This window comes from Bradyrhizobium sp. USDA 3364 (assembly GCF_054056355.1).
Genome location: NZ_JBSRYG010000002.1, coordinates 3,491,613 through 3,516,509, shown reverse-complemented (window position 1 = coordinate 3,516,509; position 24,897 = coordinate 3,491,613). Strand labels below are relative to the sequence as shown.

Annotated in this window: 17 protein-coding genes and 2 pseudogenes; 8 read left to right on the top strand and 11 right to left on the bottom strand. The window is 66.5% G+C overall.

Annotated features, from left to right (window positions below):
* The 3 genes from ACVILL_RS16470 to ACVILL_RS16460 form a co-directional block, all read right to left on the bottom strand.
* The gene (locus ACVILL_RS16470; RefSeq protein ID WP_456730011.1) at positions 1 to 1,209 is read right to left on the bottom strand and encodes an acetyl-CoA C-acetyltransferase; all 1,209 of its coding nucleotides are present in this window, start codon (positions 1,207 to 1,209) and stop codon (positions 1 to 3) included.
* 138 nt (positions 1,210 to 1,347) lie between these two features.
* A complete protein-coding gene (locus ACVILL_RS16465; protein WP_456730010.1) occupies positions 1,348 to 3,135 on the bottom strand; it encodes an acyl-CoA dehydrogenase C-terminal domain-containing protein in 1,788 nt (595 codons plus the stop codon).
* 108 nt (positions 3,136 to 3,243) lie between these two features.
* Positions 3,244 to 3,660, bottom strand: coding sequence for a nuclear transport factor 2 family protein (locus ACVILL_RS16460; protein ID WP_050406310.1), 417 nt, complete (start codon positions 3,658 to 3,660; stop codon positions 3,244 to 3,246).
* A gap of 161 nt (positions 3,661 to 3,821) precedes the next feature.
* Between ACVILL_RS16460 and ACVILL_RS16455 the strand changes: the two genes are divergently transcribed.
* The 5 genes from ACVILL_RS16455 to ACVILL_RS16435 all read left to right on the top strand — a co-directional run bounded on the left by ACVILL_RS16455 (position 3,822) and on the right by ACVILL_RS16435 (position 11,241).
* Positions 3,822 to 4,409: a PadR family transcriptional regulator gene (locus ACVILL_RS16455; RefSeq protein ID WP_456730009.1), complete on the top strand. Its 588-nt coding sequence runs from the start codon at positions 3,822 to 3,824 to the stop codon at positions 4,407 to 4,409.
* 355 nt (positions 4,410 to 4,764) lie between these two features.
* A complete protein-coding gene (locus ACVILL_RS16450; protein ID WP_456730008.1) occupies positions 4,765 to 8,289 on the top strand; it encodes a hypothetical protein in 3,525 nt (1,174 codons plus the stop codon).
* Between the two features lie 122 nt (positions 8,290 to 8,411).
* Positions 8,412 to 9,263, top strand: coding sequence for a hypothetical protein (locus ACVILL_RS16445; RefSeq protein ID WP_456730007.1), 852 nt, complete (start codon positions 8,412 to 8,414; stop codon positions 9,261 to 9,263).
* 269 nt (positions 9,264 to 9,532) lie between these two features.
* On the top strand, positions 9,533 to 10,462 hold the full coding sequence (locus ACVILL_RS16440) for a sulfite exporter TauE/SafE family protein (RefSeq protein ID WP_456730006.1): 930 nt from the start codon (positions 9,533 to 9,535) through the stop codon (positions 10,460 to 10,462).
* Positions 10,459 to 11,241, top strand: coding sequence for a TIGR02186 family protein (locus ACVILL_RS16435; RefSeq protein ID WP_456730005.1), 783 nt, complete (start codon positions 10,459 to 10,461; stop codon positions 11,239 to 11,241). The genes ACVILL_RS16440 and ACVILL_RS16435 overlap by 4 nt, the downstream gene beginning before the upstream one ends.
* Here ACVILL_RS16435 and ACVILL_RS16430 read toward each other — a convergent pair.
* Positions 11,238 to 12,548, bottom strand: a complete 1,311-nt coding sequence (locus tag ACVILL_RS16430) for an aspartate aminotransferase family protein (protein WP_456730004.1) — start codon at positions 12,546 to 12,548, stop codon at positions 11,238 to 11,240. The genes ACVILL_RS16435 and ACVILL_RS16430 overlap by 4 nt on opposite strands.
* Positions 12,549 to 12,691: 143 nt before the next feature.
* Between ACVILL_RS16430 and ACVILL_RS16425 the strand changes: the two genes are divergently transcribed.
* Complete coding sequence (locus ACVILL_RS16425) at positions 12,692 to 13,183, top strand: Lrp/AsnC family transcriptional regulator (RefSeq protein ID WP_456730003.1); 492 nt, start codon at positions 12,692 to 12,694, stop codon at positions 13,181 to 13,183.
* Here the strand turns inward: ACVILL_RS16425 and ACVILL_RS16420 are convergent.
* The 3 genes from ACVILL_RS16420 to ACVILL_RS16410 are packed head-to-tail and all read right to left on the bottom strand — an operon-like array spanning position 13,180 to position 16,257.
* On the bottom strand, positions 13,180 to 14,511 hold the full coding sequence (locus ACVILL_RS16420; protein WP_456730002.1) for an NRAMP family divalent metal transporter: 1,332 nt from the start codon (positions 14,509 to 14,511) through the stop codon (positions 13,180 to 13,182). The two genes, ACVILL_RS16425 and ACVILL_RS16420, sit on opposite strands and share 4 nt — an antisense overlap.
* A gap of 58 nt (positions 14,512 to 14,569) precedes the next feature.
* A complete protein-coding gene (locus ACVILL_RS16415; protein WP_456730001.1) occupies positions 14,570 to 15,334 on the bottom strand; it encodes an MBL fold metallo-hydrolase in 765 nt (254 codons plus the stop codon).
* The gene (locus ACVILL_RS16410) at positions 15,331 to 16,257 is read right to left on the bottom strand and encodes a DMT family transporter (RefSeq protein WP_456730000.1); all 927 of its coding nucleotides are present in this window, start codon (positions 16,255 to 16,257) and stop codon (positions 15,331 to 15,333) included. The genes ACVILL_RS16415 and ACVILL_RS16410 overlap by 4 nt, the downstream gene beginning before the upstream one ends.
* Before the next feature lie 96 nt (positions 16,258 to 16,353).
* Here ACVILL_RS16410 and ACVILL_RS16405 point away from each other — a divergent pair, with 96 nt between their 5' ends.
* Together ACVILL_RS16405 and ACVILL_RS16400 are read left to right on the top strand one after the other, a co-directional pair.
* Positions 16,354 to 17,217, top strand: coding sequence for a LysR family transcriptional regulator (locus ACVILL_RS16405; protein WP_456729999.1), 864 nt, complete (start codon positions 16,354 to 16,356; stop codon positions 17,215 to 17,217).
* Positions 17,218 to 17,479: 262 nt separating this feature from the next.
* Positions 17,480 to 18,592: pseudogene (locus ACVILL_RS16400) on the top strand (integrase core domain-containing protein); the annotation flags it as partial.
* Between the two features lie 186 nt (positions 18,593 to 18,778).
* Here ACVILL_RS16400 and pdeM read toward each other — a convergent pair.
* The 4 genes and pseudogenes from pdeM to ACVILL_RS16380 all read right to left on the bottom strand — a co-directional run bounded on the left by pdeM (position 18,779) and on the right by ACVILL_RS16380 (position 24,828).
* Positions 18,779 to 19,451, bottom strand: a pseudogene (pdeM, locus tag ACVILL_RS16395) (ligase-associated DNA damage response endonuclease PdeM).
* A 55-nt stretch (positions 19,452 to 19,506) separates the two neighbouring features.
* Positions 19,507 to 22,269 (bottom strand): ligase-associated DNA damage response DEXH box helicase, encoded by a 2,763-nt coding sequence (locus ACVILL_RS16390; RefSeq protein ID WP_456734277.1) that lies wholly within the window; start codon positions 22,267 to 22,269, stop codon positions 19,507 to 19,509.
* Between the two features lie 242 nt (positions 22,270 to 22,511).
* Entirely contained in the window at positions 22,512 to 23,738 is a 1,227-nt protein-coding gene (locus ACVILL_RS16385) for an ABC transporter substrate-binding protein (RefSeq protein WP_456729998.1), read from the bottom strand.
* A 163-nt stretch (positions 23,739 to 23,901) separates the two neighbouring features.
* Positions 23,902 to 24,828 (bottom strand): methyltransferase domain-containing protein, encoded by a 927-nt coding sequence (locus ACVILL_RS16380; protein ID WP_456729997.1) that lies wholly within the window; start codon positions 24,826 to 24,828, stop codon positions 23,902 to 23,904.
* Positions 24,829 to 24,897: the final 69 nt, after the last annotated feature.

Here is a 24,897-nt window from a genome sequence, read left to right as displayed (position 1 = left end):
TCAGACGCGCTCGATGATGGTGGCGGTGCCCATGCCGCCGCCGATGCACAGCGTCACCAGCGCCGTCTCCTTGTTGGTGCGCTCGAGCTCGTCGAGCACGGTGCCGAGGATCATCGCGCCGGTGGCGCCGAGCGGATGGCCGAGCGCGATCGCGCCGCCGTTGACGTTGATCTTGGCATTGTCGATGTCGAACGCCTGGATGTAGCGCAGCACCACCGAGGCGAACGCCTCGTTGAGCTCGAACAGGTCGATGTCCGATTTCTTCATGCCGGAGCGCTCGAACAGCTTTTCGGTGACGTCGACCGGGCCGGTCAGCATCATCGCGGGCTCCGAGCCGATATTGGCGAAGGCGCGGATTTTTGCACGCGGCTTCAGCCCGTGCTTCGCACCCGCTTCCTTGCTGCCAAGCAGCACGGCGCCCGCGCCATCGACGATGCCGGAGGAGTTGCCGGCATGATGCACGTAATTGACCTTCTCGACCTCGGGATGCGACTGCACGGCCACCGCATCGAAGCCGGCCATCGCAGCCATCGCCGCGAATGACGGCTGCAACTGCGCCAGCGACTGCATCGTCGTGGTCGGACGCATGTGCTCGTCCTTGGCGAGGATGGTCAGGCCGTTGACGTCCTTGACCGGCACCACCGACTTGTTGAAGCGGCCCTCGTCCCAGGCCTTAGCCGCGCGCTGCTGGCTCTGCACGGCGTAGGCGTCGACATCATCGCGCGAAAAGCCGTATTTGGTCGCGATCAGGTCGGCCGAGATGCCCTGCGGCATGAAATAGGCCGGCACCGCCATCGAGGGATCCATCGGCCAGGCGCCGCCGGAGGCGCCGATGCCGACGCGGCTCATCGATTCCGCGCCGCCGCCGATCACGAGCTCATGCTGGCCGCTCATGATCTGGGCCGCGGCGAAGTTCACGGCGTCGAGGCCGGAGGCGCAGAAGCGGCTGATCTGCACGCCCGGCACCTTCTCGCCGAGGCCGGCATTCAGCGCGGCGAAGCGGGCGATGTCGGAACCGGCCTCGCCGACCGGATCGACCACGCCGAGCACGACGTCGTCGACCAAATCCTCGGGCAGATTGTTGCGCTCCTTGAGCGCCTTCAGCGGCACCGTGGCGAGCGCCAGCGCGGTGACCTCGTGCAGCGCGCCGTCGGCCTTGCCGCGGCCGCGCGGGGTACGAACGTGATCGTAGATGTATGCCTCAGGCATGACGCCCTCCTTGATATGAGGATCATAATATATACGGAAGGAAGCGCCGCCGCAGCGGTGCGGCGGCAATTTTTCAGGGCTTTCTCGTTTGACGCATTTTCTTCACGCGAACCGGTATCCACTTCGCTCGAAAATGCCTCAGAACGCTTCCGCGGCCAGTTCCATCGTCGTCGCGCTGCCGCTCTGGATCCGGGCCAGATGCACGGCAGTCTCCGGCAGCAGCTTCTCCATGAAGAAGCGGCCGGTGACGAGCTTGGTGTTGAGGTAGGGCGTGGCGCCCGCGGCGGCCTTGTCCTGCGCCACCTTGGCCATCTTCGCCCACATGTAGCCGAGCGCAACCAGGCCGAACAATTTCATGTAGTCGGTCGCGGCGGCGCCGGCATTGTCGGGCTTGGTCAGCGCATTCTGCATCAGCCAGCCGGTCGCCTGCTGCAGATGGCCGAGCGCGGTGGAGAGCGGGGTGACGAACGGCCTCATCGCCTCCTCAGTGCCGTGCTCCTTGGCGAAGGCCGCGACCTCGCCGAAGAACGCCATCGCGGCGCGGCCGCCGTCGCGCGGCAGCTTGCGGCCGACCAGGTCGAGCGCCTGGATGCCGTTGGCACCCTCATAGATCATCGCGATACGCGCATCGCGCACGAACTGCTCCATGCCGTGCTCGGCGATGTAGCCGTGGCCGCCGAACATCTGCTGCGCCGAGACCGTGTTGGCGAAGCCGGTGTCGGTGAGCACGCCCTTCAGCACCGGCGTCATCAGGCCCATGTGATCGTCCGCGGCCTGGCGGTCCTTCGGATCGTCGGAGCGGTGCGCGACGTCGCTCTTCAGCGCGGTCCACACCACCATGGCGCGAGCCGCCTCGTTGAAGGCGCGGATGGTGAGCAGCGTGCGGCGCACGTCGGGATGCACGATGATCGGATCGGCCGCCTTCTCCGGCTCCTTGACGCCGGTCAGCGAACGGCCCTGCAGGCGCTCGCGGGCATAGGCGACCGCGTTCTGATAGGCGACCTCGGACTGCGCGAGGCCCTGCACGGCGACGCCGAGGCGAGCCTCGTTCATCATCACGAACATGCCCTGCATACCCTTGTTCTCTTCGCCGATCAGCCAGCCGGTGGCGTTGTCGTAGTTCATCACACAGGTGGAATTGCCGTGGATGCCCATCTTGTGCTCGATCGAACCGCAGGTGACGCCGTTGCGCTGGCCGAGCGAGCCGTCGGCATTGACCAGCACCTTCGGCACCACGAACAGCGAGACGCCCTTGATGCCGGCCGGTGCGCCTTCGATGCGCGCCAGCACCAGATGGATGATGTTCTCAGTGAGGTCGTGCTCGCCGGCCGAGATGAATATCTTGGTGCCCGTGATCTTGAAGCTGCCGTCGGCCTGGCGCACCGCCTTGGTGCGGAGCAGGCCGAGATCGGTGCCGCAATGCGGCTCGGTCAGGTTCATGGTGCCGGTCCACTCGCCGGCGACCATCTTCGGCACGTAGGTCTTCTTCTGCTCGGGGGTGCCGTGCACCAGCAGCGCCGCGGTCGCGCCCATCGTGAGGCCGCCATACATCGAGAACGCCATGTTGGCGGAGATCTGGAATTCGTTGACCGCCTGCGACAGCGTCACCGGCAGGCCCTGGCCGCCAAACTCCGTCGGCGCCGACAGACCGAGCCAGCCGCCCTCGGCGACCTGCTTGAACGCGTCCTTGAAACCCTTCGGCGTGGTGACGCTGCCGTCGTCATTGCGCTTGCAGCCTTCGAGATCGCCGGTGCGATTGAGCGGCTGCAGCACTTCCTCGCTGAGCTTGGCGGCCTCGCCGAGGATCGCCTCGCGCACATCGGCCGATGCATCGGTGAAGCCGGGAAGATTGCCGTAACGATCGATCTGGAAAACGTCATTCAACAGGAAGCTGACGTCTTCGACGGGGGCTTTGTAGGTTGGCATGCTGATCTCCCGGCTGGCTCGTGGTCGCATGTGCGACCTATGCTGCGCAGCGTATCCTTGGGTTTGTCGAAGCGGACCTTATCCGGTTCGGAGGGTCCGCGGCAGGTCCTAGCGAGACTGTGATTGCGACGTTGCGCCGCTCTGCTTCATCAACTCCTCGCCCATCATCCGATGCAGCAGGTTGATCGCCTTGAGCGGACGCACCATCACCTTGAAATGCGTGATCCGGCCGTCACCGTCGAAGGTGATGATGTCGACGCCGTTGAGCTTGATGCCGTCGATCTCGTTCTCGAATTCGAGCACCGCGCCGGTGTCGCTCTGCCACTCGCCGAGATATTTGAAGGTCGGGCCGCCGAGCACCTTGGCGGCGCTGGTGAGATATTTGAAGGTGATGTCGCGGCCGCGCTGCGGCGTGTGCACGACCGGGCTTTCGAACACCGCGTCGGGATGCAGCAGATCCCACAGTGCGGCGGTGTCGTGGGACTTCATGTAGGCGTACCACTTGTCGAGGCCCGGCTTGCTCATTCGGACGTCTCCTGCGGCGGGGTTAAGAAGCCTGAACATCGGCCGCGCGCGACAAGGCGGCGCGCCGATCACCATATGCATATTGACGCATATGCACAATAACGCATAAAGTCAAGCGGACTTCAGAATGGCCTTTTTGGGAACTGGAATGGAGGTGGGCGTTGGCACTCGGTGACGCAATCCTCGCCTGCCTCACGGAACGTCCGATGACGGGCTATGAGCTCGCCAAGACGTTCGACGCCTCGATCGGCTTCTTCTGGAAGGCCGACCATCAGCAGATCTACCGCGAGCTCTCGCGGCTGCGCGACAAGGGCCATGTCCAGGGCCGCGAGGTGGTGCAGTCAGGCAAGCCCAACAAGCTGGTCTACACCCTGACCGCCGAGGGCCGCGCGGCGCTGAAGCATTGGGCGGCGCGGCCGAGCGTGCCGCCGTCGATCAAGGACGATCTGCTGGTCCGGCTCTATGCGCTCGACTGCGTCGACATCGAGCCGCTGCGCACCGACCTGATGGCGCGGCTCGAGCATCACCGCGATCGCTATGAGCGCTACGAGCGCCTGCTCAACAAGCGCTTTCCCGACGGCGAAGCCCCGGCGGCCGATGTCGGCAAGATGCTCAGCCTGCGGCTCGGGATGCGCCATGAGCGCGTGGTGATCGAGTGGTGCGAGGAAGCGCTCGACGCGCTGTCGGCGATGTCCGGCCGCGGCAATGTGCTGCCGCTCGACGACGGCAAGCGCGAGAGCAACGGCTAGAAACAAATTCGGAAACCTCCCCTTGAAAAGGGGAGGTCGCCTTGCTCGCAGAGCAAAGCGGGTGGGGATCATGTCTCTCCACGAGCAGCGCGTCCGTGGCAGACCCCATCCCGACCATCCCCCTTTCAGGGGGAAGGGGAGTTCGCATTGTTGTACCGATCCGGCGCAACGAGTTCCCGGATTCCCTAACTTTAAGGCCCGCGGGCCGCATTCCTTAACCCGTTATTTACCGTGACGGGAAAAAGTCAGCAGCTGAAGCAGACGCCCAGCGCAGAATTCGATTGTCTCTTAACGGGAATGCGCGGGGAGGCTGTGGGCGCAGGGTGTAGCGCCGGAGTCGGGACCGGACGGAATCATGAATTCGCGCGTATCGTGGAGTGTTGACGGCATCGATCCCTCCGTCCGCGAAAGGGCCGAGGCGGCTGCACGCCGCGCCGGCATGTCGCTGAACGACTGGCTCAACTCCACCGTCGGCGAACCGAGCCCGCCGGATTGGCGCATGGAGCAGCGGCAGCCGATGCCGAGCCGGGAAAGCCGAGAGGTCGCCGACATCCATCAGCGGCTCGACGCGATCACCCGCCAGATCGAACAGATTGCAAAGCCGTTGACGCGCGCCGAAGCCGTGCGCGCCGAGGTGCCGCGCGGCCAGCCCGCCGTCGCACGGCAATTGAACGACGCGATCTCGCGCCTCGACGCGCGGCTGTCGCAGATCTCGCGGCCGCAGGCGGCGCGCGAGCCGCAGCCCCAGCCGATGATGCGTGAAGCGCAGATGCAGCGCGAGCCGCAGATGCAAGACCGGCAACTCGAGGAGAGGCTGCGCCAGGCGGAGGCGGTCGAGCGCGCCGCAGCCCAGGTCTACCGTCCCTCGCCGCCGCTGAGCCCGGCGTCGTTCGATTCCGCGATCGCGGAAATCGCTGCACGCCAGAACGAGCTCGATGGCCCCGCGCCCCGGCAGATGCCGCCGCGCAGCGCGCCTCCGATGCAGCCATCGGCGCCGCCGATGGCCTATGCGCCGCCGCCCGCGGCAGCGGCCGGGCCAGACTTCTCCTCGCTCGAGCGGCATTTGCTCAAGATCACGAGCCAGATCGAGGCGCTGCAGCGGCCCGACCATATCGAGCAGTCGATCGCATCCTTCCGCGGCGAGCTTGCGGAAATCCGCCAGGCTATCACCGAGGCAATGCCGCGGCGGGCGATCGAATCGATCGAGAACGAAATCCGCTCGCTGCATCACCGGATCGACGAGATCCGCCATGAGGGCAGCAACGGCCAGGGCCAGGCAATTGCCGGCATCGAGCGCGCGCTGTCGGAAATCCGCGAGGCGTTGCGCACGCTCACGCCCGCCGAGCAGCTCACCGGCTACGACGAGGCGATCCGCAATCTCGGCGCCAAGCTTGACATGATCCTGCGCGCCAACGACGACCCGTCGACGGTGCATCAGCTCGAGAGCGCGATCGCGGCGCTGCGCGCCATCGTCTCCAACGTCGCCTCCAACGACGCGCTGCTGCAGCTCTCCGGGGACGTGCACGCGCTGGCCGCGAAAGTCGACCAGTTGTCGCAGATGTCGCGCGGTGAATCCTACGGCGACGCTTTCGCCGGGATCGAGCAGCGCATCGCCGCGCTGGCCTCGACGCTGGAGAGCCGCGAGCGGCCGGCCGGCCACGACAATACCGACGCCATCGAAAACGCGGTGCGAACCCTCTCGGAGCGGATCGACCGTCTTCAGGTCGGCAACGACAGCTCGTCCGCATTCACCCATCTCGAGCAGCGCGTCTCCTATCTGCTCGAGCGCCTGGAGGCCGCCGACCAGCGCTCCGGCAATCTCGGCCGGGTCGAGGAAGGGCTGCATGACATCATGCGGCACCTCGAGGCGCAGCACGCTCATCTCGCCTCGCTCGCTGACGCCGCCCGCAACACCGTCAGCAGCGCCGCGCCGCAGCCGATGATGGACAGCGGCATCGTCGACATGGTGAAGCGCGAGCTGTCCGACATCCGCTTCAGCCAGTCGGAGACCGATCGCCGCACCCAGGATTCGCTGGAGACCGTTCACAACACGCTCGGCCATGTCGTCGATCGGCTGGCGATGATCGAGAACGATCTGCGCTCCGTGCGCACCGCGCCGCCGCCGGCTCCCGCGGCGGCCGAACCGCGGACGGACGCACCCCGGATGGAAATGCCGCGCGCGGCGATGCCGCAGCCGATCGCGCAGCCCAAACCGGAATCGTACCGGCTCGAATTGCCCAATCCTGCGCTGGCGCAGGAGCACTTCATGTCCGCGCCGCGCGAATTCCACGCCGCGCAGCCGGTCGAGACCGCACCGCCGCCGCTGCCGCCGCGCGCGATCAGCGAGATCCTCGAGCCGCATGCGGCGTCCGCGCGCGCCGCGATCGCGCCGGAACTGCCGCCGGATCATCCGCTCGAGCCGGGTACGCGCCCATCGGGCCGCGTCTCGTCGCCGTCGGAGCGGATCGCGGATTCCGAACGTGCGATCAGCGATCTTCCCGCAGGCAAGAAAGAGCCGGTCTCGACGTCGAGCTTCATCGCCGCGGCGCGCCGCGCCGCGCAGGCCGCCGCAGCACAGCCCGTCAACGACAAGGCGGCGCGTGCAGCGAGCAAGGCCGCTGCCAAGGCCAAGGAGAAGGCCGACAAGGCCGCGAAAGCCGCCGCCGCCAAGGCCGGCGCGGCCGCCGCGCCGGAGGCACAGCCTTCGACCATCACCTCCAAGATCCGCTCGCTGCTGGTCGGCGCGAGCGTGGTCGTGATCCTGCTCTCGACCGCCAAGATGGCGATGAACCTGCTCGACACCAGCTCCGCACCGCAGGCGCCGGCGATCGAGCACAGCGAGCCGGCGGTGCAGCCGCCTGCCGAGAATTCTGTCACGCCCGCCCCTGCACCGGCCGCGCCTTCCGGCGTGCCCGGGTCGTCAGTGCCCGGCCCGTCGATGACCTCGCCGACCCCGCTCGGCCGCCAGTCCAACAACACGGCGGCGCCGAACACGCTCGACAGCGCGCAGGTGACGATCCCTCAAGCGATCGCGCCAGCACCTGCCGCGGCGCCTGAGCCCGCGCCAGCCATGCCACCGGCCGCGGCCAACGACGTCACCGGCACGATTCCGACTGCGCCCCCGCTCGGCGGCAAGCTTGCCACGATCCAGATCCCGACGGGCGAGAAGCTGCCCGACGCGATCGGCGGTCCGGCGCTGCGCACCGCCGCGATCAAGGGCGATGCGGCTGCGGCCTACGAGGTCGGCGTCCGCTTTGCCGAGGGCAAGGGCGTGCCCGCCAATGTCGACGAGGCCGCCAAATGGTATGGCCGCGCAGCGCAGGCCGGCGTGGTGCCCGCGATGTTCCGGCTCGGCACCTTCTACGAGAAGGGCCTCAGCGTGAAGCGCGACTCCGATATGGCGCGGCGCTATTACATGCAGGCTGCGGAGCGCGGCAACGCCAAGGCGATGCATAACCTCGCCGTGCTCGACGCCGATGGCGGCGGCAAGGGCGCCGACTACAAGAGCGCCGCGCAGTGGTTCCGCAAGGCCGCCGATCGCGGCGTTGCCGACAGCCAGGTCAATCTCGGCATCCTCTATGCCCGCGGCATCGGGGTCGAACAGAACCTCGCCGAGTCCTTCAAATGGTTCAGCCTCGCGGCCGCGCAGGGCGACGTCGACGCCGGCCACAAGCGCGACGACATTGCCAAGCGGCTCGACCCGCAGTCGCTGGCCGCGGCGAAGCTTGCGATCCAGACCTTCACCCCCGAACCGCAGCCGAGCGATGCGGTCAATGTGCCGGCCCCGGCCGGCGGTTGGGACAGCGCTCCCGCGCAACCCGCGGCGGCGAAGGGGGTCAAGCAACCGTCGAAGCGGACCGCAGCGCTGGCCGCACACTAAGGTCACTCTTCTGAAACCGGCTGCGGCGCCTTGACGGCGCCGCGCTTCTGTACCTCCCGCCTTCCGCCGTGTAGACAGGCGCGCAGTCCCGCGCCAACGGCGCGCGTTCCGGAGGGTCAGGCTTGTCTGTCGATGATCGTCAGGAGGATGGAACGGGCCACCGTTCGTCGCCGACCGGTCCCCGCGTCGTGCCGCCGCGCCAGGCACCATCTCCGTTTGCCGCGCGCCCCGAGGCTCCGCGTTCCGCTCCGACTCATCCCCCGCAAGGGCGAGCGAACGTCGCATCGCCGCCCCGCACCTTCCGGTTCTCGCTCTGGTCCGTCATCATCTTCGTGCTGCTGTTGTCGAGCGTCGCCATTCAGGCCTACCGCGACCTGTCGCGACCGGGCGCCTGGGATTTCTGGCGCGAGACCTATATCGCGGCGAGCATGACGTCGGCGGTGATACCCGACGTCGACATCGACGGGTCGGGCCACGGAAGGCGTGCGCTTGCGATCAGCGGCAAGATCGGCTCGGCCAGCGCGAGCTGGTTCCGCGACCGGCTCAGCGAGGCGCGTCTCGCACCTGGCGATGCCGTGCTGCTGTCGTCAGCGGGCGGCGCGCTGAACCAGGCTGCCATCATGGGCGAGGTCATCCGCACCCACGGGCTCGTCACGGCGGTGGCCACCGCTGACGCATCGGGCAAGCTCCGCCCCGCGGCCTGCGCCAGCGCCTGCGTCCTGGTCTATGCCGGCGGCCAGACCCGCTATGGCATCGCGGGCTCCCGGCTCGGCGTGCATCGCTTCACGACCAGCGCACCGGTCAGCGATCCCCTCGCCGAGGCCCAGCGCATCCAGGGCATGGTGCTCGGCTACATGACCAAGATGGGCGTCTCGTCTGCCATCGTCGAGGCGATGTCGCAGACCTCGGACATCCGATGGTTGAGCCAGAAGGAAGCGCTCGCGCTGAACCTGATCACCAAGCCGGTCCCCTGAGGCGACGCACCGGCGCCATTCATCTGAATTATCAACCACGTGCGCAACAGAGCGGCAGCCTGCGGCGAAAAATGCCACCCGGGGCGGATTCTTTAGTCCCTCCTTCCGCCGAATTCGGTTATGCAAGAACGCGGCAATCGACCCGCGTTCGCCTGCTTCTTGCGCGCCGACCGGATTCGTTCAGCCGGAGAATGCCCGACCAGAACGACATCACCCCGTGATGCGGCCTTGCGCCCCAGCATGCGGCGAACCGACAAGAAGCGACGCGCGTGCAGCTCTACCTCCCGATCGCCGACATTCCGGTCAATGTCTTCCTCATCCTGGCGATGGGCGCGGCGGTTGGATTCGTCTCCGGCATGTTCGGCATCGGCGGCGGCTTCCTGATGACGCCGCTCTTGATCTTCGTCGGCATCGCGCCTGCGGTCGCGGTGGCTTCGGTCGCGAGCCATATTGCGGCCTCCTCGTTTTCCGGCGCGATCTCCTATTGGCGCAGACGCGCGATCGACCCGCTGCTGGCGGCGGTGCTGCTGGTCGGCGGCACGCTCGGCACCACGCTCGGGGTGTGGACCTTCACCTTCCTGCGCTCGCTCGGCCAGCTCGACCTGATGATCGCGCTGTCCTACGTCATCCTGCTGACGACGGTCGGCGGGCTGATGTTCTGGGAAGGCCTGCGCGCGATGCTGCGGTCCCGCCGCGGCGGCCCGGTCACCCTGCGCAAGCCCGGCAGCCATGGCTGGATCCACGGCCTGCCGCTGAAGCTGCGCTTCAAGCGCTCCAAGATCTACCTCTCCGTCATCCCGGTGGTCGTGGTCGGGCTCGTGATCGGCTTCATCGGCGCGGTGATGGGGATCGGCGGCGGCTTCATCCTGGTGCCGCTGATGATCTATGTGCTGCGGGTGCCGACCTCGACCGTGATCGGCACCTCGATGGTGCTCACCCTCGTCACCATGGTGTTCGCCACCTTGCTGCACGCAGCGACCAATCACTTGGTCGACGCGGTGCTAGCGCTGATCCTGATGATCGGCGGCGTCACCGGCGCGCAGTTCGGCGCCCGCGCCGGCCAGAAGATCCGCGGCGAGCATCTGCGCCTCTTGCTCGGTCTGCTGGTGCTCGCAGTCGGCATCCGCTTCGCCGTCGAGCTGGTGATCCGGCCGCAGGACCTCTACAGCATCCGCGAAACCGGCGGAGCTCCGCCATGAGGCTGCGCGCGCCGCTTGCGATCCTGGGCCTCGTCGCCGCAAGCCTTGCGGCCGTGCCCGCCCGCGCCGAACGGCTGATCGTGTCGGTCTCCAACCACCGCGTCACAGTGACGCCGAACTATTCCGGCGGCGAGCTCGTGCTGTTCGGCTCGGTGGAGAAGGACGACAAGACGCCGTCGAGCCGCGGCAATTACGATCTCGTCGTCACGGTGTCCGGCCCGCGCGCCGACATGGTGACGCGGCGCAAGGAGCGCAAGTTCGGGATCTGGATCAACACCGACTCGCGCCAGTTCCTGCAGGTGCCGGGCTATCTCGCGCTGTTCGCCAATCGCCCGTTCGATCAGATCGCCTCGCCCGAGGTGCAGCGGCGGCAGCAGCTTGGGCTCAACAACGTGCTGCTGATGCAGCGGGTCGGACCCGACTTTGCCGACGTGGTGCCGAACGATCCGTTCCGCAGCGCCTTCGTGCGGCTGCGCTCCGAACACGGGCTCTATCGCGAGGCGACCTCGGCGGTGACGTTCCTGACCCCGACCCTGTTCCGCACCGGCATTCCGCTGCCGGCCGAGGTGCCGATCGGCACCTACAACGTCGAGATCAAGCTGTTTTCCGAAGGCGCGCTGGTGACCAAGACCGAGACCGCCTTCGAGATCGTCAAGGTCGGCTTCGAGCAGTTCGTCGCCACTACCGCGCGGCAGAACGGCCTGGTCTACGGCCTCGTCACCGCATTCATGGCGCTGATGACCGGCTGGATGGCCTCGATCGTGTTCCGGAAGGACTAGCCACCCTTTCCGTGCAACGTGCTTTCAAGCGCGTCGCTCAGGATCGAGAGGCCGAGATCGATCTCGTCGTCGCTGATCGTCAGCGGCGGCGCGATGCGGAACACACTGCCCATCCCGGGCAGCTGCACGATGTTGGTGCTCAGTCCGAGCTCCAGGCAGCGCTGCGACACGCGCGTTCCGAGCGCTTCGTCGGGCTCCTTGCTGAAACGGTCGCGCACGATCTCGATGCCCTGCATCAGCCCCCGGCCGCGCACGTCACCGATGCATTCGAACCGGTTCTGAAGTGCAAGCAGCCCGTCCCGCAGCCGCGCGCCCGCGGTCCTGGCACGCTCGACCAATCTGTCGCGCAGGATGATCTCGATCACGTTCAGCCCGACCGCGGCCGGCATCGGGTCCGACACATGTGTCGTGTAGAACAGGAAGCCGCGTTCGTGACACCGCTCCTCGATCTCGGCTGACGTGATGACCGCGGCCAAAGGCAGGCCGGCGCCGAGCGTCTTCGACAGCGTCAGGATGTCAGGCACGGCGCCATCGCGCTCGAACGCAAACATGGCGCCGGTTCTGCCGAGGCCGGTCTGTGCCTCATCGACGATCAAGAGCATGCCGCGCGCGCGGCACAGCTCCTTCAGCGCAGCGAGGTAGCCCTCCGGCAGATCGATCAGTCCGCCCGAGCTCAGGATCGGCTCGGCGATCATGCAGGCGAGCGAACCGGTCGATTGGCGATCGACGAGATCGAAGGCATAGGCCAGCTCTGCCCGCCAGTCGGCCGCATGGCCGAAGCGGGGGCGATAGAGGTTCGGCGTCGGGATCGCGAGCGAGCCGACCGGCGCAGGACCATAACCCCTGCGTCCGGCCGAATAGGTCGTCGCTGCCGCGCCTGATGTCATGCCGTGCCAGGACTGCGCGAACGCGACGGTCTCGAAGCCGCCGGTAGCGAGCTTGGCCATCTTGATCGCAGCCTCGTTCGACTCGCCGCCCGTGCTCAGCAGCATGACCCGATCGAGCCCCGGCGGCAGCAGTTCCGCGAGCTTCTCGGCCAGCGCGACCACCGGGCGCGTCAGCATGCCGCTGAACAGATGGTCGAGCCGCTCGGCGTGCTCGCTGATGGTCCGGACGATCTCGGGGTGGCCGTGACCAAGCACGGCGCTCATCTGCCCGGAGGTGAAATCCAGGATGGCGCGGCCGTCGGCGTCATAGACGAAGGATCCGGAGGCGCGCTCGATGATGACGGGAGCGAACGTCCCCCCATACCGGATGAGATGACGGCGCGCGCGATCCCAAAAGGCCTTCTCGTCGTTTCCAGCCATGCCCGCTCCTTGCTACCCAGTCGCCGCGATAGATCCTTTCAGCGCATCTTATGCGCGCACCGCCGCAATGACATTGCGATTTGAGATGCATTTCAGCCCCTCTTCTGCGATCAATTGCGCATAAGACCGAAATTGCGAAAGAAATGGGAACCACAACCGTGATCGACGAGATCGACCGGAAGATCCTCGACGTGCTCCAGGTCGAGGGGCGCATCACCAATCTCGAGTTGGCCGAACGGATCGGCCTCTCGTCCGCCCCCTGTATGCGACGCGTCCGAACGCTCGAAGAGGACGGCGTCATCAATTCCTATGTGGCACTGGTGGACCCAGCGCGGGTCGGCCTCGGGTTCGACGTGATCGTCGAGGTCCGCCTCAAGCAACAGAACCGGGAATCCTTCGCGCGCTTCGAGAAGAAGGTGACCGCGCTTCCCGAGGTCGTCGAATGCTGCATGATCGCCGGCGACTGGGACTATTCCCTGCGCGTCGTGTCCTCCGATCTCGCACGCTATCAATCGTTCATCCTTGATCGCCTGACGCATCCGGACAGCGACATCGCGAGCTACCGCACGACCATCATCCTGCGGAAAGTCAAATCGACCACCAAGATCGACAGCTCGCTGTTCAGCGAGGATTAGAGCAGAAAACCGATCCCCATCGCGATCACGCTGAGCGTCATCGCAGCCGTGGAGAGCCAGCCGAGCCAGTACAACCAGCCGCCGATCACGAAGCGGTCCATCACATCCCTGCGACGGGCCATGACCATCAGCAGCACCATCACGGGCACGGCGAGCACGCCGTTGACGACTGCGCTCCAGTACAGCGCCGCGATCGGATCGATCGGGGTGAAGTTGAGCGCGATGCCGATGCCGCCCGACAGCGCCAGCACCGAGTAGAACGCGATCGCCTCCTTCGGCCTGCGCGTCAGTCCGACCGGCCATCGCCGGCCTTCGCTGACGGCGTAGGCGGTCGCGCCCGCGAGCACCGGGATCGCCAGCAGGCCGGTACCGACGATGCCGAGCGCGAAGATCACCTCTGCAAAGGGGCCGGCGATCGGGCGCAGCGCCTCGGCGGCCTGCGCCGAGGTCTGGATGTCGGTCTTGCCGGCAGCATGCAGCGACGCGGCAGCGGTGATGATGATCGACAGCGCGATCAAATTGGAGAACGCCATGCCTGTGATGGTGTCGGCGCGGATGCGCGAGAATTCGCGCCGGGCGCCGTAATGCCGCTCGATCAGCGGATGCTTGGTGACATCGGCCCGCTGCTCCTCGGCCTCTTGCGAGGCCTGCCAGAAAAACAGATAGGGCGAGATCGTGGTGCCGAGGATCGCGACGATGGTCGTGAAATAGTCCGCGCTCCAGTTGATGCGCGGCAGCAGCACGCCGGCCAGCGCCTGGGTCCACGACACCTTGGCGAAGGCGAGCGCGGCGACATAGGCGAACAGGCTGAGCGTCAGCCATTTCAGCACGGCGACATAGCGCCGGTAGTTCATGAAGATCTGTGCTGCCACCGAGGTCACGCCGAACAGCACGACATAGAGGATCGCCGGACCGCCGATCAGGAGCCTTGTCGCATCCGCCATCGCCGACAGGTCGGCGGCGATGTTGACGGTATTGGCGATAGACAGCAGCGTCACCACAGCGGCGAGCAGCCAGCCTGGATAGTGCCTGCATACATTGCCCGCGATGCCATGCCCGGTGACGCGGCCGACCCGCGCGGAAATCTCCTGGATCGCGGTCATCAGCGGGAAGGTCAGCAGCATGGTCCAGCCGATGCCGTAGCCGAGTTGCGCGCCGGCCTGGCTGTAGGTGCCGATGCCCGATGGATCGTCGTCGGAGGCTCCGGTGATCAGGCCGGGACCAAGCGTCTTCAGGACGCGGCTGACGCTGAACGACTGGCGCCGGGGCTTCGCCGCCGGCGCATCGTCATACCTATCGTGATGCGAGATTTTCCCTTGCCGCGTCATGTCCGGTTCCAGCCGTCTGACAACGGGCCGGATACCGCCAAGGTTCCTGCGATGAAACCTAGGCCTCGATGACGGTGGCGATGCCGGGCTCGAGGATGCGCAGGCGGCGGCCGAAGCCGAGCGTATCGAAGCTCGCCCGCAGGTCGCTCGCGCTTTGCCGGAAATGCGCCCAGCCGTCGGTGTGGACCGGCACGATCACGGCGCCGGCAAAGGCGCGTGCGGTCTCGATCGTGTCGTTGGTGTCCATGGTGAGATGGAACGGGCCGCGAGTCTGCGCCGCGCCGGCGAACGGCAGCACCACGCCGCAGTCGAAGCGCCGCGCGACCTCGGCGACACCATCGAACCAGGTGGTGTCGCCGCTGATATAGACCGGTCGGCCTGGTTTCGGCGGCTCGACCACGAAGCCGATCACGTCGCCGGACAACGGCTCGATCCCGGCCGGTCCGTGCCGCGCCGGCGTCGCGGTGATGGTCAGCGAGCGGTCGGCTTTCTTCAGCACGGTCGAAGCCCACGGCGCAAAACCCTCGGCATGGCCGCCGAGTCGCTTGGCGCCGGCCTCCGTCGTCAGCACGCGCTTCGCTCGCTTCAGAAAATTCCGCCCCGTATGGTCGAGGTTGTCGGAATGCTGGTCGTGGCTCAGCAGCACGGCGTCGACCTCACCGACCTCGCGCGCGCCGAGCGCGGGGCCCGTCAGTTTCTCCAGTTTCACGTGCGGCAATTGATAGTCGCCGGGGGCATCGAAGGTCGGATCGGTGAGCAGGCGGAACCCGTCGATCTCGATCAGGGCGGTTGGGCCGCCGATCAGGGTGATGGTGATGCTCACGTCACACTCCTCTTGGGCGCGGCAACCGCGGGGCGGGTCACCAGGTAAATGCCGAGTGCGACCGGAATGATCCCGAGCAGATCACGAAATTCGACATGCTCGCCGAGCACCAGATAGGCGAACAGCATGCCGAGCGGCGGCATCAGGAAGTGATAGGCGCTTGCGGCGGTCGCGCCACACACCTTCAGGAGATGAAACCAGAGCAGGTAGGCGAGGATCGAGCCGCCGAGCACGAGGAAGGCGAAGGCGCCGGCGAGCCGCATGCTCGGCACGATGTCGCTGACGCTGGACAGCGTGAAGGCGAACGGCATCACCGCAAGGCCGCCGGCGATGTTCTGGACGCCGTTGCCGATCCACAGGCTGCCCTTCGGCGCCAGCAGCTTGAACAGGACGGTGCCGGCGACGATCGAGGCGAGCGAGGCCAGCGTGAACAGGATGCCGTGCGGGCTGTCTGATCCGACCGACATGCGATGCCAAACGATGAAGGCGACGCCGACGATGCCGAGCATGAGACCGGTCACCTTGCGCAGGGTCATGCTCTCGCCGAGGAACATTGCCGCCAGCATGGCGGTGAAGACCGGATTGGCCGAGACGATCAGCGCGCCGAGCCCGGCGGAGACCGTCTTCAGGCCGGTATAGCCGAGGCCGAGATAGAGCGCGTTGTTGGCGACGCCGAGCACCGCGAACACCGCCACATCGCGCCAGCTGAGGTCCCATTTGTCGCTGCGCAGCCAGGAGATCCCGAGAATCAGGATTCCGGCGAGCGAGAATCGCGCGGCGAGCAGGATCAGCGGCGGACAGTCGGTGACGCCGATCTTGCCGGCGACGAAAGCGTAGCTCCAGAGCAGGCAGAACAGCGCGATCAGCAGCGGCAGGGTGTTGAAGCGGGCGCGAGGGGCGGCGATTGAAGATGCGGCGGACATGCAATTTCTCCTTCGCCCATGATCTAGGCCCGCACCTTGATATTTGGAAATTAAATGATAGACTGACATCCAGTTGATTTATGAATGGAGGCTGCGATGCTCGATCTGGAGCTGTTGCGCAGTTTCGTCTCGGTGGTCGATGCCGGCGGCTTCACCCGCGCCGGCGAGCGCGTCCACCGCACGCAATCGACGGTGAGCCAGCAGATCAAGCGCCTGGAGGAGGATGTCGGCCAGCCGCTGTTGATCCGCAGCGGCAAGGACGTCACCCCGACGGAAGCCGGCGAGCGGCTTCTGACCTATGCGCGACGTCTGTTGTCGCTCGCCGAAGAGGCCCGCGACGTGCTCTCGCGGCCTGGCAGCGAAGGCGCGATCCGGATCGGCATCACCGAGGATTTCGCCGCCTACCGGCTGACGAAATTGCTCGCGACCTTCGCGCGTAGCCACCCGAATCTGCGGCTCGACGTCCGCTCCGGCCAGAGCCTGTTCCTGTACCGCGATCTGGAGCGCGGCGATCTCGACCTCGCGCTGATCAAGCGTTCCGCCGACGAGAAGGGCGGCATCGCGGTGTGGCCGGAACGCGTGCACTGGGTCACCAGCAAGAGCCATCCGCGCGACACGAAGATCGGCTCGGTGCCGCTGATCGGTTTCGCCTCGGGCTGTCTCTACCGCGCCCGCGCCATCCATGCGCTGGAGAGCGCCGGCCGCAACTGGCACATGGCCTACACCTCCTCCAGCCTCGCCGGCATCCAGGCCGCGGTCGCCGCCGGCCTCGGGCTCAGCATTCTGTCGGAAATGTCGATCCAGGCCGAGCATCGCGTGCTGACGGCGAAAGACGGCTTCGCGCCGATCGAGCGGACCGAGGTCGCCCTCGTCGCCGCGCCCGAGGCCAGCCCTGCGACCTTGCGGCTGGCGGATCGGCTCGCGGAGTATTGCGAGAGCGTGCAGGCGAAGGCGGCGTGACGTTCGCGCCTACATCCTCCCCTGGAGGGGGAGGATCGGTTCGCATGAAATGCGAACCGAGGTGGGGTGAAGGTGCATCCAATCGAACAGTGCCCGCGATGAGAGATCACCCCACCCCGACTCACATTTCGCTGCGCTCAATGTGAGTCGACCCTCCCCCTCCAGGGGAGGGTGGTATCTGGTCCTAACCGGCTACATGGGTAACAGAATAGACCGGCGACATGGGTAACAGGTCAACTGATCGGCGAGGAGGGCCTTGCCGATGGGATGGACGGAGACCTGTGCAGTGGAAGAACGGATGCGATTTGTGGTGGCGGTGGAGAAGCACGAGGAATCATTTGCGGCGGTGTGCCGGCGGTTCGGGGTGAGCCGCCGTGTGGGGTACAAATGGCTTACGCGTTTTGAGCAGGAAGGCGCCGGTGGGCTGTTCAACCGGTCGCGGGCTCGGCTGCATCATCCGCAGAGCATAGCCGAGGGGATCGCCGAGCGTTGCCTTGAGGTGCGTCGGGCGCATCCGACCTGGGGGCCGATCAAGGTGCGCGCCTTTCTTGAACGGAAGTCACCGCGGACGGCATGGCCTGCGGCGAGCACGATCGGGGAACTGTTCGACCGCGAAGGACTGACGGTGAAGCGCAAGCTGCGCCGGCGCGGGCCGCCCTCGAACATGCCGTTTGCGACGTGCGCGGCGGCCAATGATGTGTGGTGCATCGACTTCAAGGGCTGGTTCCTGACCGGCGACGGCAAGCGATGCGAGCCGCTGACGATCACCGACGCGTACAGCCGCTATCTGCTGCGCTGCCAGGCTCTGGCGCGCACCGACACGGATCATGTCTGGCCGGTGCTCGATGCGGCGTTCCGCGAGTTTGGGTTGCCGCACTACATGCGTTCGGATAACGGCTCGCCGTTTGCCTCGCGTGGTGCCGGTGGGTTGTCGCGGCTGTCGGTCAACCTGATCAAGGCCGGCGTGACGCCGGAGCGCATTGCGCCGGGCAAACCTCAGCAGAATGGCCGCCATGAGCGGATGCATCTGACGCTGTTGCAGGACACCGCCAATCCGCCGGCTCCCACCATGCGCGAGCAGCTCAAGCGCCTCCGCAACTTCCAGCATCTCTACAATGAGGAGCGTCCGCACCAGTCGCTCGATAACGCTACGCCAGCCGACCGTTACCAGGCCTCCTCACGCCGCTTCGACGGTGTCTTGCGCAAGCCGGAATACGATGACCAGGACGTCCGCTCGGTCCGGCACAACGGAGAGATCAAGTGGCTCGGCAACACGATCTACATCAGCGAAGCGCTGATCGGCGAACCCGTCGGCCTGGCCGAGGATCAGGACGGTTGGATCGTCAGCTATGGCCCGATCGAGCTCGGCACGATCGCTCATCGTGGGGACCAGCTTCGCAAGCCCAAACGAACGACAAAAGGCTGTGGACTTGAGGACAACGCTCCGCGTTGCCCTCAGGGTCCACAGCCTCAACAACAACAGACCTGAACGAAACGAGAATTGTGTTACCCATGTCGTCGGGTTGAAGTGTTACCTAAGTCGCCGGTTGCTCAGCGACCGTCAATAACACCGCGACGCGGCGAACGCATGCACGCGGTTGTCGCCGAGCACATGGGCCATGAACCCGGGCGATCCGAAAATCCGGGCGAACGCGGCGTCGCGGATGCTCAGGCCGCCGGTGTAGGCACCGAACGCCGGCATCACCGCGCGCTCGCCGTCACTGGCGAAGCAACGCCGCTCGATCGAGCGGCCGCGGGTCGGCACCCGCGCCTTGGGGTGCAGATGGCCGGCGATCTCGCCGCTCGCACCGGTCGGCTCGTGGCGGAACACGATCGGGGCCGATCGCGACCTCGGTCGCGACCACGCCGCCGAGGCTGGACGGCAGCGCTGGATCGTGGTTGCCCGCAATCCAGATCCAGTTGCGCCGTATCTGCAGGGCTGCGAGCGCTTCGCGATCCGGATCCGACAGGCGCGCATGCGCGTCGCGATCATGAAAGCTGTCGCCGAGCGCGATCACCTGCCGCGGATCGTGCCGCGCGATCACGGCGGCGAGCCGGCTCAATGTCGCCACCGTGTCGTAGGGCGGCAGCAGCACGCCGCGACTGGCAAAGCTCGATCCTTTTTCCAGATGCAGGTCGGAGACCACGAGCAGGCTCTGCTCTTCCCAGAACAGTGCGCCGGAGAAATCCGCCACGAAGCCGACATCCGCCACCGCGACTCTCGAAACGCGCATGTCGTCACCGTCTCGCAAAGCTAGCGCGCTTGCCGTCACGTCCTGTTCCCCAGCGTTACGTCGTAGCCTCCCGCACGAGTTCCTCGGCCGCCTCGGCCAGAAGCTCGTCGGATGCTTCGCCATAAACTGACTCGCGGCCGATTTCCAGCAGCGCGGGGACGGCAAGCGGGGAAACGTGGTCGAGATCCTTGTGGGTGATTCGGCCGTGGATGCGCGAAAGCATGTCGCTGAGGCGGCGGAGATCGAGCAATCCCGTGGCGGCATCGCTGCGCGCGGCACGCAGCAGCACATGGTCGGCCTGGTGCTTGCGCAGCACGTCGTAGATCAGATCGGTCGAGAACAGCACCTGGCGGCGCGACTTCTCCTCGTCGGTGAAGCGGCGCGCGATCAGGCCGGAGATGATGGCGCAGTTGCGGAAGGTGCGCTTCATCAGCGCGGATTCCGCAAGCCACGCCTCGAGGTCGTCGCCGAGCATATCGGGATCGAACAGCGCGTTGAGATCGAGCTTGCCGGTCCTGATCATGAAGGAGAGATCGCCGACGCCCCAGACCGCGAGCGCATATTCGTTGGCGACGAAGCCGAGCGGACGGGCGCGGGCACGCTCCAGCCGCCGCGTCAGCAGCATGCCGAGCGTCTGGTGCGCGAGCCGGCCCTCGAAGGGATAGCAGACCAGATAATGGCTGCCGCCGCGCGGAAACGTTTCGACCAGCAACTCGCGCACCGCCGGCACCCGGGAGAATTTTCGCTGCAGCGACAGCCAGTCGTGGACCTGGTCCGGCAGCGCCTTCCAGGCCCGGCTGTTGTCGAGCAGTTTGCGAACCCGTTCGGCGAGATAGGTCGAGAGCGGGAACTTGCCGCCCATGTAGGACGGCACCTTGGCGTCCTTGTCGTTGGCGCGGGAGACATAGACCTGGTCCTCGACCAGCGCCTCGTAGCGCACCACCTCGCCGCCAAAGACAAAAGTGTCGCCGGGCACGAGGCCTTCGATGAAGACCTCCTCGATCTCGCCGAGCATCCGGCCGCCACGGGCAATCGCGCCAGTCGATCCGTGACCGCCGGCGCGCGAGCGCACCAGCCGCACCTTCAGCATCGTCTCCTCGACGATGGTGCCGACATTGAGGCGGTAGCTCTGCCGCACCTTGGGATTGGTGACGCGCCAGCGGCCCTGCTTGTCCTGCTTGATGCGCGCGAAGCGTTCATAGGTCTTCAGCGCGTAGCCGCCGGTCGCGACGAAGTCGACGACGTCGTCGAAATCGGTGCGTGACAGCGACGCATAGGGCGCCGCGGTCCTGACCTCATCATAGAGCTCATCGGACAGGAACGGCTTGCCGCAGGCGCAACCGAGCACGTGCTGGGCCAGCACGTCGAGCGCACCTATGCGCAGTGGCGGCGTATCCTGCGCATTCTCCGCGATGGCATCGATCGCGACCGCGCATTCCAGCACCTCGAACCGGTTGGCCGGCACCAGCACGGCGCGCGAAGCCTCGTCGAAGCGGTGGTTGGCGCGGCCGATCCGCTGCATCAGCCGCGACGAGCCCTTGGGCGCGCCGATATTGATGACGAGGTCGACATCGCCCCAGTCGACCCCGAGATCGAGCGAGGAGGTGCAGACCACGCCGCGCAGCCGGCCCGCGGCCATCGCGTCCTCGACCTTGCGGCGCTGCGCGACGTCGAGCGAGCCGTGATGCAGCGCGATCGCGAGCCCGTCGTCGTTCATCCGCCACAGATCCTGGAACAGCATCTCGGCCTGGCTGCGGGTGTTGACGAACACCAGCGTGGTCTTGTTGTGCTTGATCAGTTCGTAGACCTCGGGCAGCGCATGGCGCGCGCTGTGGCCCGACCATGGCAGCCGCTCGCGCGTGTCGAGCATCTCGACCACCGGCGGCGCCGCGCCGCCGGCGGTGACGACGTCGGCGGATGCGTTCTCGCCACCCTGCTGCGGCACCAGGAAGCGCGCGAGTTGTTCCGGCTCGGCCACCGTTGCCGAGAGACCGATGGCGCGCGTCTGCGGCGCGATGGTCCAGAGCCGCGCCAGCCCGAGCGACAGCAGATCGCCGCGCTTGGAGGTGACCAGCGCGTGCAGCTCGTCGAGCACGATGCGCTTCAGCGAGGAGAACAGGAACGGCGCGTCGTCGGAGGCCAGCAGCAGTGCCAGCTGCTCCGGCGTCGTCAGCAGAATGTCAGGCGGATAGCGCCGCTGGCGCTGCCGCCGCGACACCGGCGTGTCGCCGGTGCGGGTCTCGATCCGGATCGGCAGCCCCATCTCGGCGACCGGCGTCTCCAGATTGCGCGCGATGTCGACCGCGAGCGCCTTGAGCGGCGAGATGTAGAGCGTGTGCAGTCCGGAGCTGCGGCGAACGCCGCGGCCGGTGGAAATGAATGTCTTTCTTGGCTCGGCAGCGCTCGCTGGTAGGGCTCCCTCCCCCCTTGCGGGGGAGGGCTGGGGAGAGGGGTAAGCCGCATCGTTCCGAGCAAGCGGCATACCCCTCTCCCGCCGTCCTCCGTCGCGCAATTGCGCGTCAGAGGACGTCGACCTCCCCCGCAAGGGGGGAGGTGGCGATCGAGTTTCTGTCTGTAGAGTCGCTGCACTCGCCTCCCCGCTCAGCTCAACCAGCGTCGGTAAGAATCCCGCCAGCGTCTTGCCGGCACCGGTCGGCGCGATCAGCAGCGCGGACCGCTCTTCACGGGCCTTCGCCAGCAGCGCGAGCTGGTGCTCGCGCGGCGACCAGCCGCGTGACGCGAACCAGTCGCGAAACCGGCGCGGCAGGAGATCGGCCGTTTCCGACGGCGGAACGGAAAAGAGATCGAGCGTCGACACGCCCAAGAGGTAGGCGGTTCAGGCGGCTTCGTCGAGGGCAGGCTGGAAATGGCAGCAGGCGGCAAGAGGAAGTCGACCTCCGCCGGTGTCGCACGCCGCCGTCATTGCGAGGAGCCAAGCGACGAAGCAATCCATCTTTCCCCGAGGGGATCGATGCATTGCTTCGCGAAGCCTGTCATCCGGCGGCGCTTCGCGCCGACCGGGTGGCTCGCAATGACGGGATGGAGCGCACCCCCGCGCCCCTACTCCGTCATCGGCTCGCCGGAGAGGTCCCAATCCCTGCCGTTGAAGATCGAGACGTAGAGCGTCTTCATCGGCGTGTAGTCGTCGGGCGTATAGCTGTAGTTGATGCCGTCGAGGAAATAGGGCGAGTGGAAACCGGCCAGCGTGGTGGCGTGCTTGAGCACGTTGGCACGGGTCAGATCGTCGCCGCAACGGCGCAGGATCTCGCCCATCGTCGCCGCCTGGCCGTGGCCGGCGAAGGCGATGGTGTTGTCAGGATCGATGTTCGGCAGGTATTTCTTGCGCAGCTCCTCGAACGCGACCACATCCGGATCCTTCTCGTAGCGCGCCACGCCGACTTCCTTGTTGTAGCGGATCGCGACGATATCCTTGGCGTTCTCTAACCCCGCCGCGCTCAGGATCGAACGGCCGGTCGAGCCGGCCGACAGCAGCTGCAGCGGCTTCCAGCCGAGCTCGGCCACCTTGCGGATCGACTGCGACGTCGCCTTGCCTGTGGTGATGTTGTAGAAGACGTCGGCGCCGGACTTCGAGAGATTGATCAGCTGGGAATCGACCGTCGGATCGGTGAGATCGTAGGTCTGCTCCATGATCACCTGCGCCTTGCCGCCGGCATCGGCCAGCACCTTCTTGAACGGACCCAGGAAGTCGCGGCCGAAATCATCATTCTGATAGAGGATGCCGATCTTGGCGTTCGGCTTCACACTGACGACGTGCTTGGCAAGGATGCGCGCCTCGGTCGGATAGAGCGGCAGGCCCGCCATGGTCCATTTGTAGGTCTTCGGGTCGTTCCACTTCGAGGCGCCGGTGTTCAGCAGCAGCTGCGGCACGCCCTTGGAATTGAGATATTTGTGCACGGCGGTCTGCGGCGCGGTGCCGAGCGACCCATAGAGCGCCAGCACCTCCTCCTGTTCGACCAGGCGGCGCGTCGCCTCGACGCATTTCGGCGCGCTGTAGGCGTCATCCATGGTGAGGAATTTCACCTTGCGGCCGTTGATGCCGCCCTTGTCGTTCAGCATCTGGAAATAGGCTTCGCCGACGCGGCCGAGCACACCGTAGAGCGAGCCGGGGCCGGAATGCGGAACGGTCTGGCCGAGCTTGATCTCGGTGTCGCTCGCGCCGGGGTCGTACTTCTTGTCCGCGGCCCGCACGAACGGCGCGGGCAGCACGGACGCTGCGATCACAGACAATGCGGTGGCGCCGAATTCGCGCCGAGTATGTTTTTTCATTGTTTCTCTCCCTGAGGCCGAAAGCTCTCGCATTCCGCCCTGCGCCGGGCAAGCGCGAAGTCTCGGCCGTGTGGCGCAATGCCGCGTCACGGCAAATGCGTAGCGTGTAGACTCAAGTTTGGAGCGTGAGCTCTTCCCCTCTCCCCTTGTGCGAGAGGGCGCGTCACGGCTTGACGGCCACGGCGACGAGCCCCGGCGCCGGGATGTTGTCTTCATTACGCGCCGAGAGATCGTCGAGCAGCGAAAGCGTCAGCCCCGCGGCCGCGACGGAGGCGCGCACATTATCTGCACTGTGGGCGTAGCGCAGGCCCTCGCCGAGAATGACGCCCTCCCCGTCATGGGTCTCCGTCGTGAACGCGAGCACGCCGCCCGCCGCCAGCACGCGGCTCGCCTCTGCGAGCACCGGCGCGAGATCGGCGACATAGACCATCGCATCCGCGGCCAGGATCAGTTCGGCGCTGGCGTCCGGCTTGCCTGCAATGCCATTGAGCATGTCGTCGACTTCGAGCTCGGCGTAGAGGGAGGTGCCGCGCGCCTTGTCGATCATGCGCGGCGACAGGTCGATGCCGATGAAGCGATCGACATGCCCGGCGAATGCGCCGGCCGCAAGCCCGGTGCCGCAGCCGAGATCGATCGCGCGCTTGAAGAATGCCGGCTTCTTCGCAGAGGCGCGCACCGACAGCACCGCCTTGAACAGCAGCGCCGGGCCGCGATAGCCGAGATCGCCGACCAACGCGGCCTCGAAGCGCGGCGCGTATTGATCGAACAGCGTCTGCACATAACCAGGTGGCATCGAACCGACGGCCTCGACGCCGAGCTGCATCAGGTGCAGGCCGGCGCCGTGACGGTCCCCGGGATCGGCCTCGCGCGCGGCACGAAAGGCTGCGATCGCGGCCTCGCGCCGGCCAAGCTCGAGGCGGATCTTGCCCAGCGTGAACCAGGCCGAGGTGAACTTCGGCACCAGCTCGATCGCCTGTTCAAGCAGCTCGGCGGCGGCCGGCAGATCGCCCTTCAATTGCAGGTCGCGCGCGAACTCGTAGCGGCGGTCGGCGACGAGGTCGCCGGAGGACAGGAACAGGCGGGGAGCCATTTTGCCTTAATGAACCGATCTTGTGATGACCGGATCCGGCCATCCATCAAAGCCCGGACTTTTTCCGGA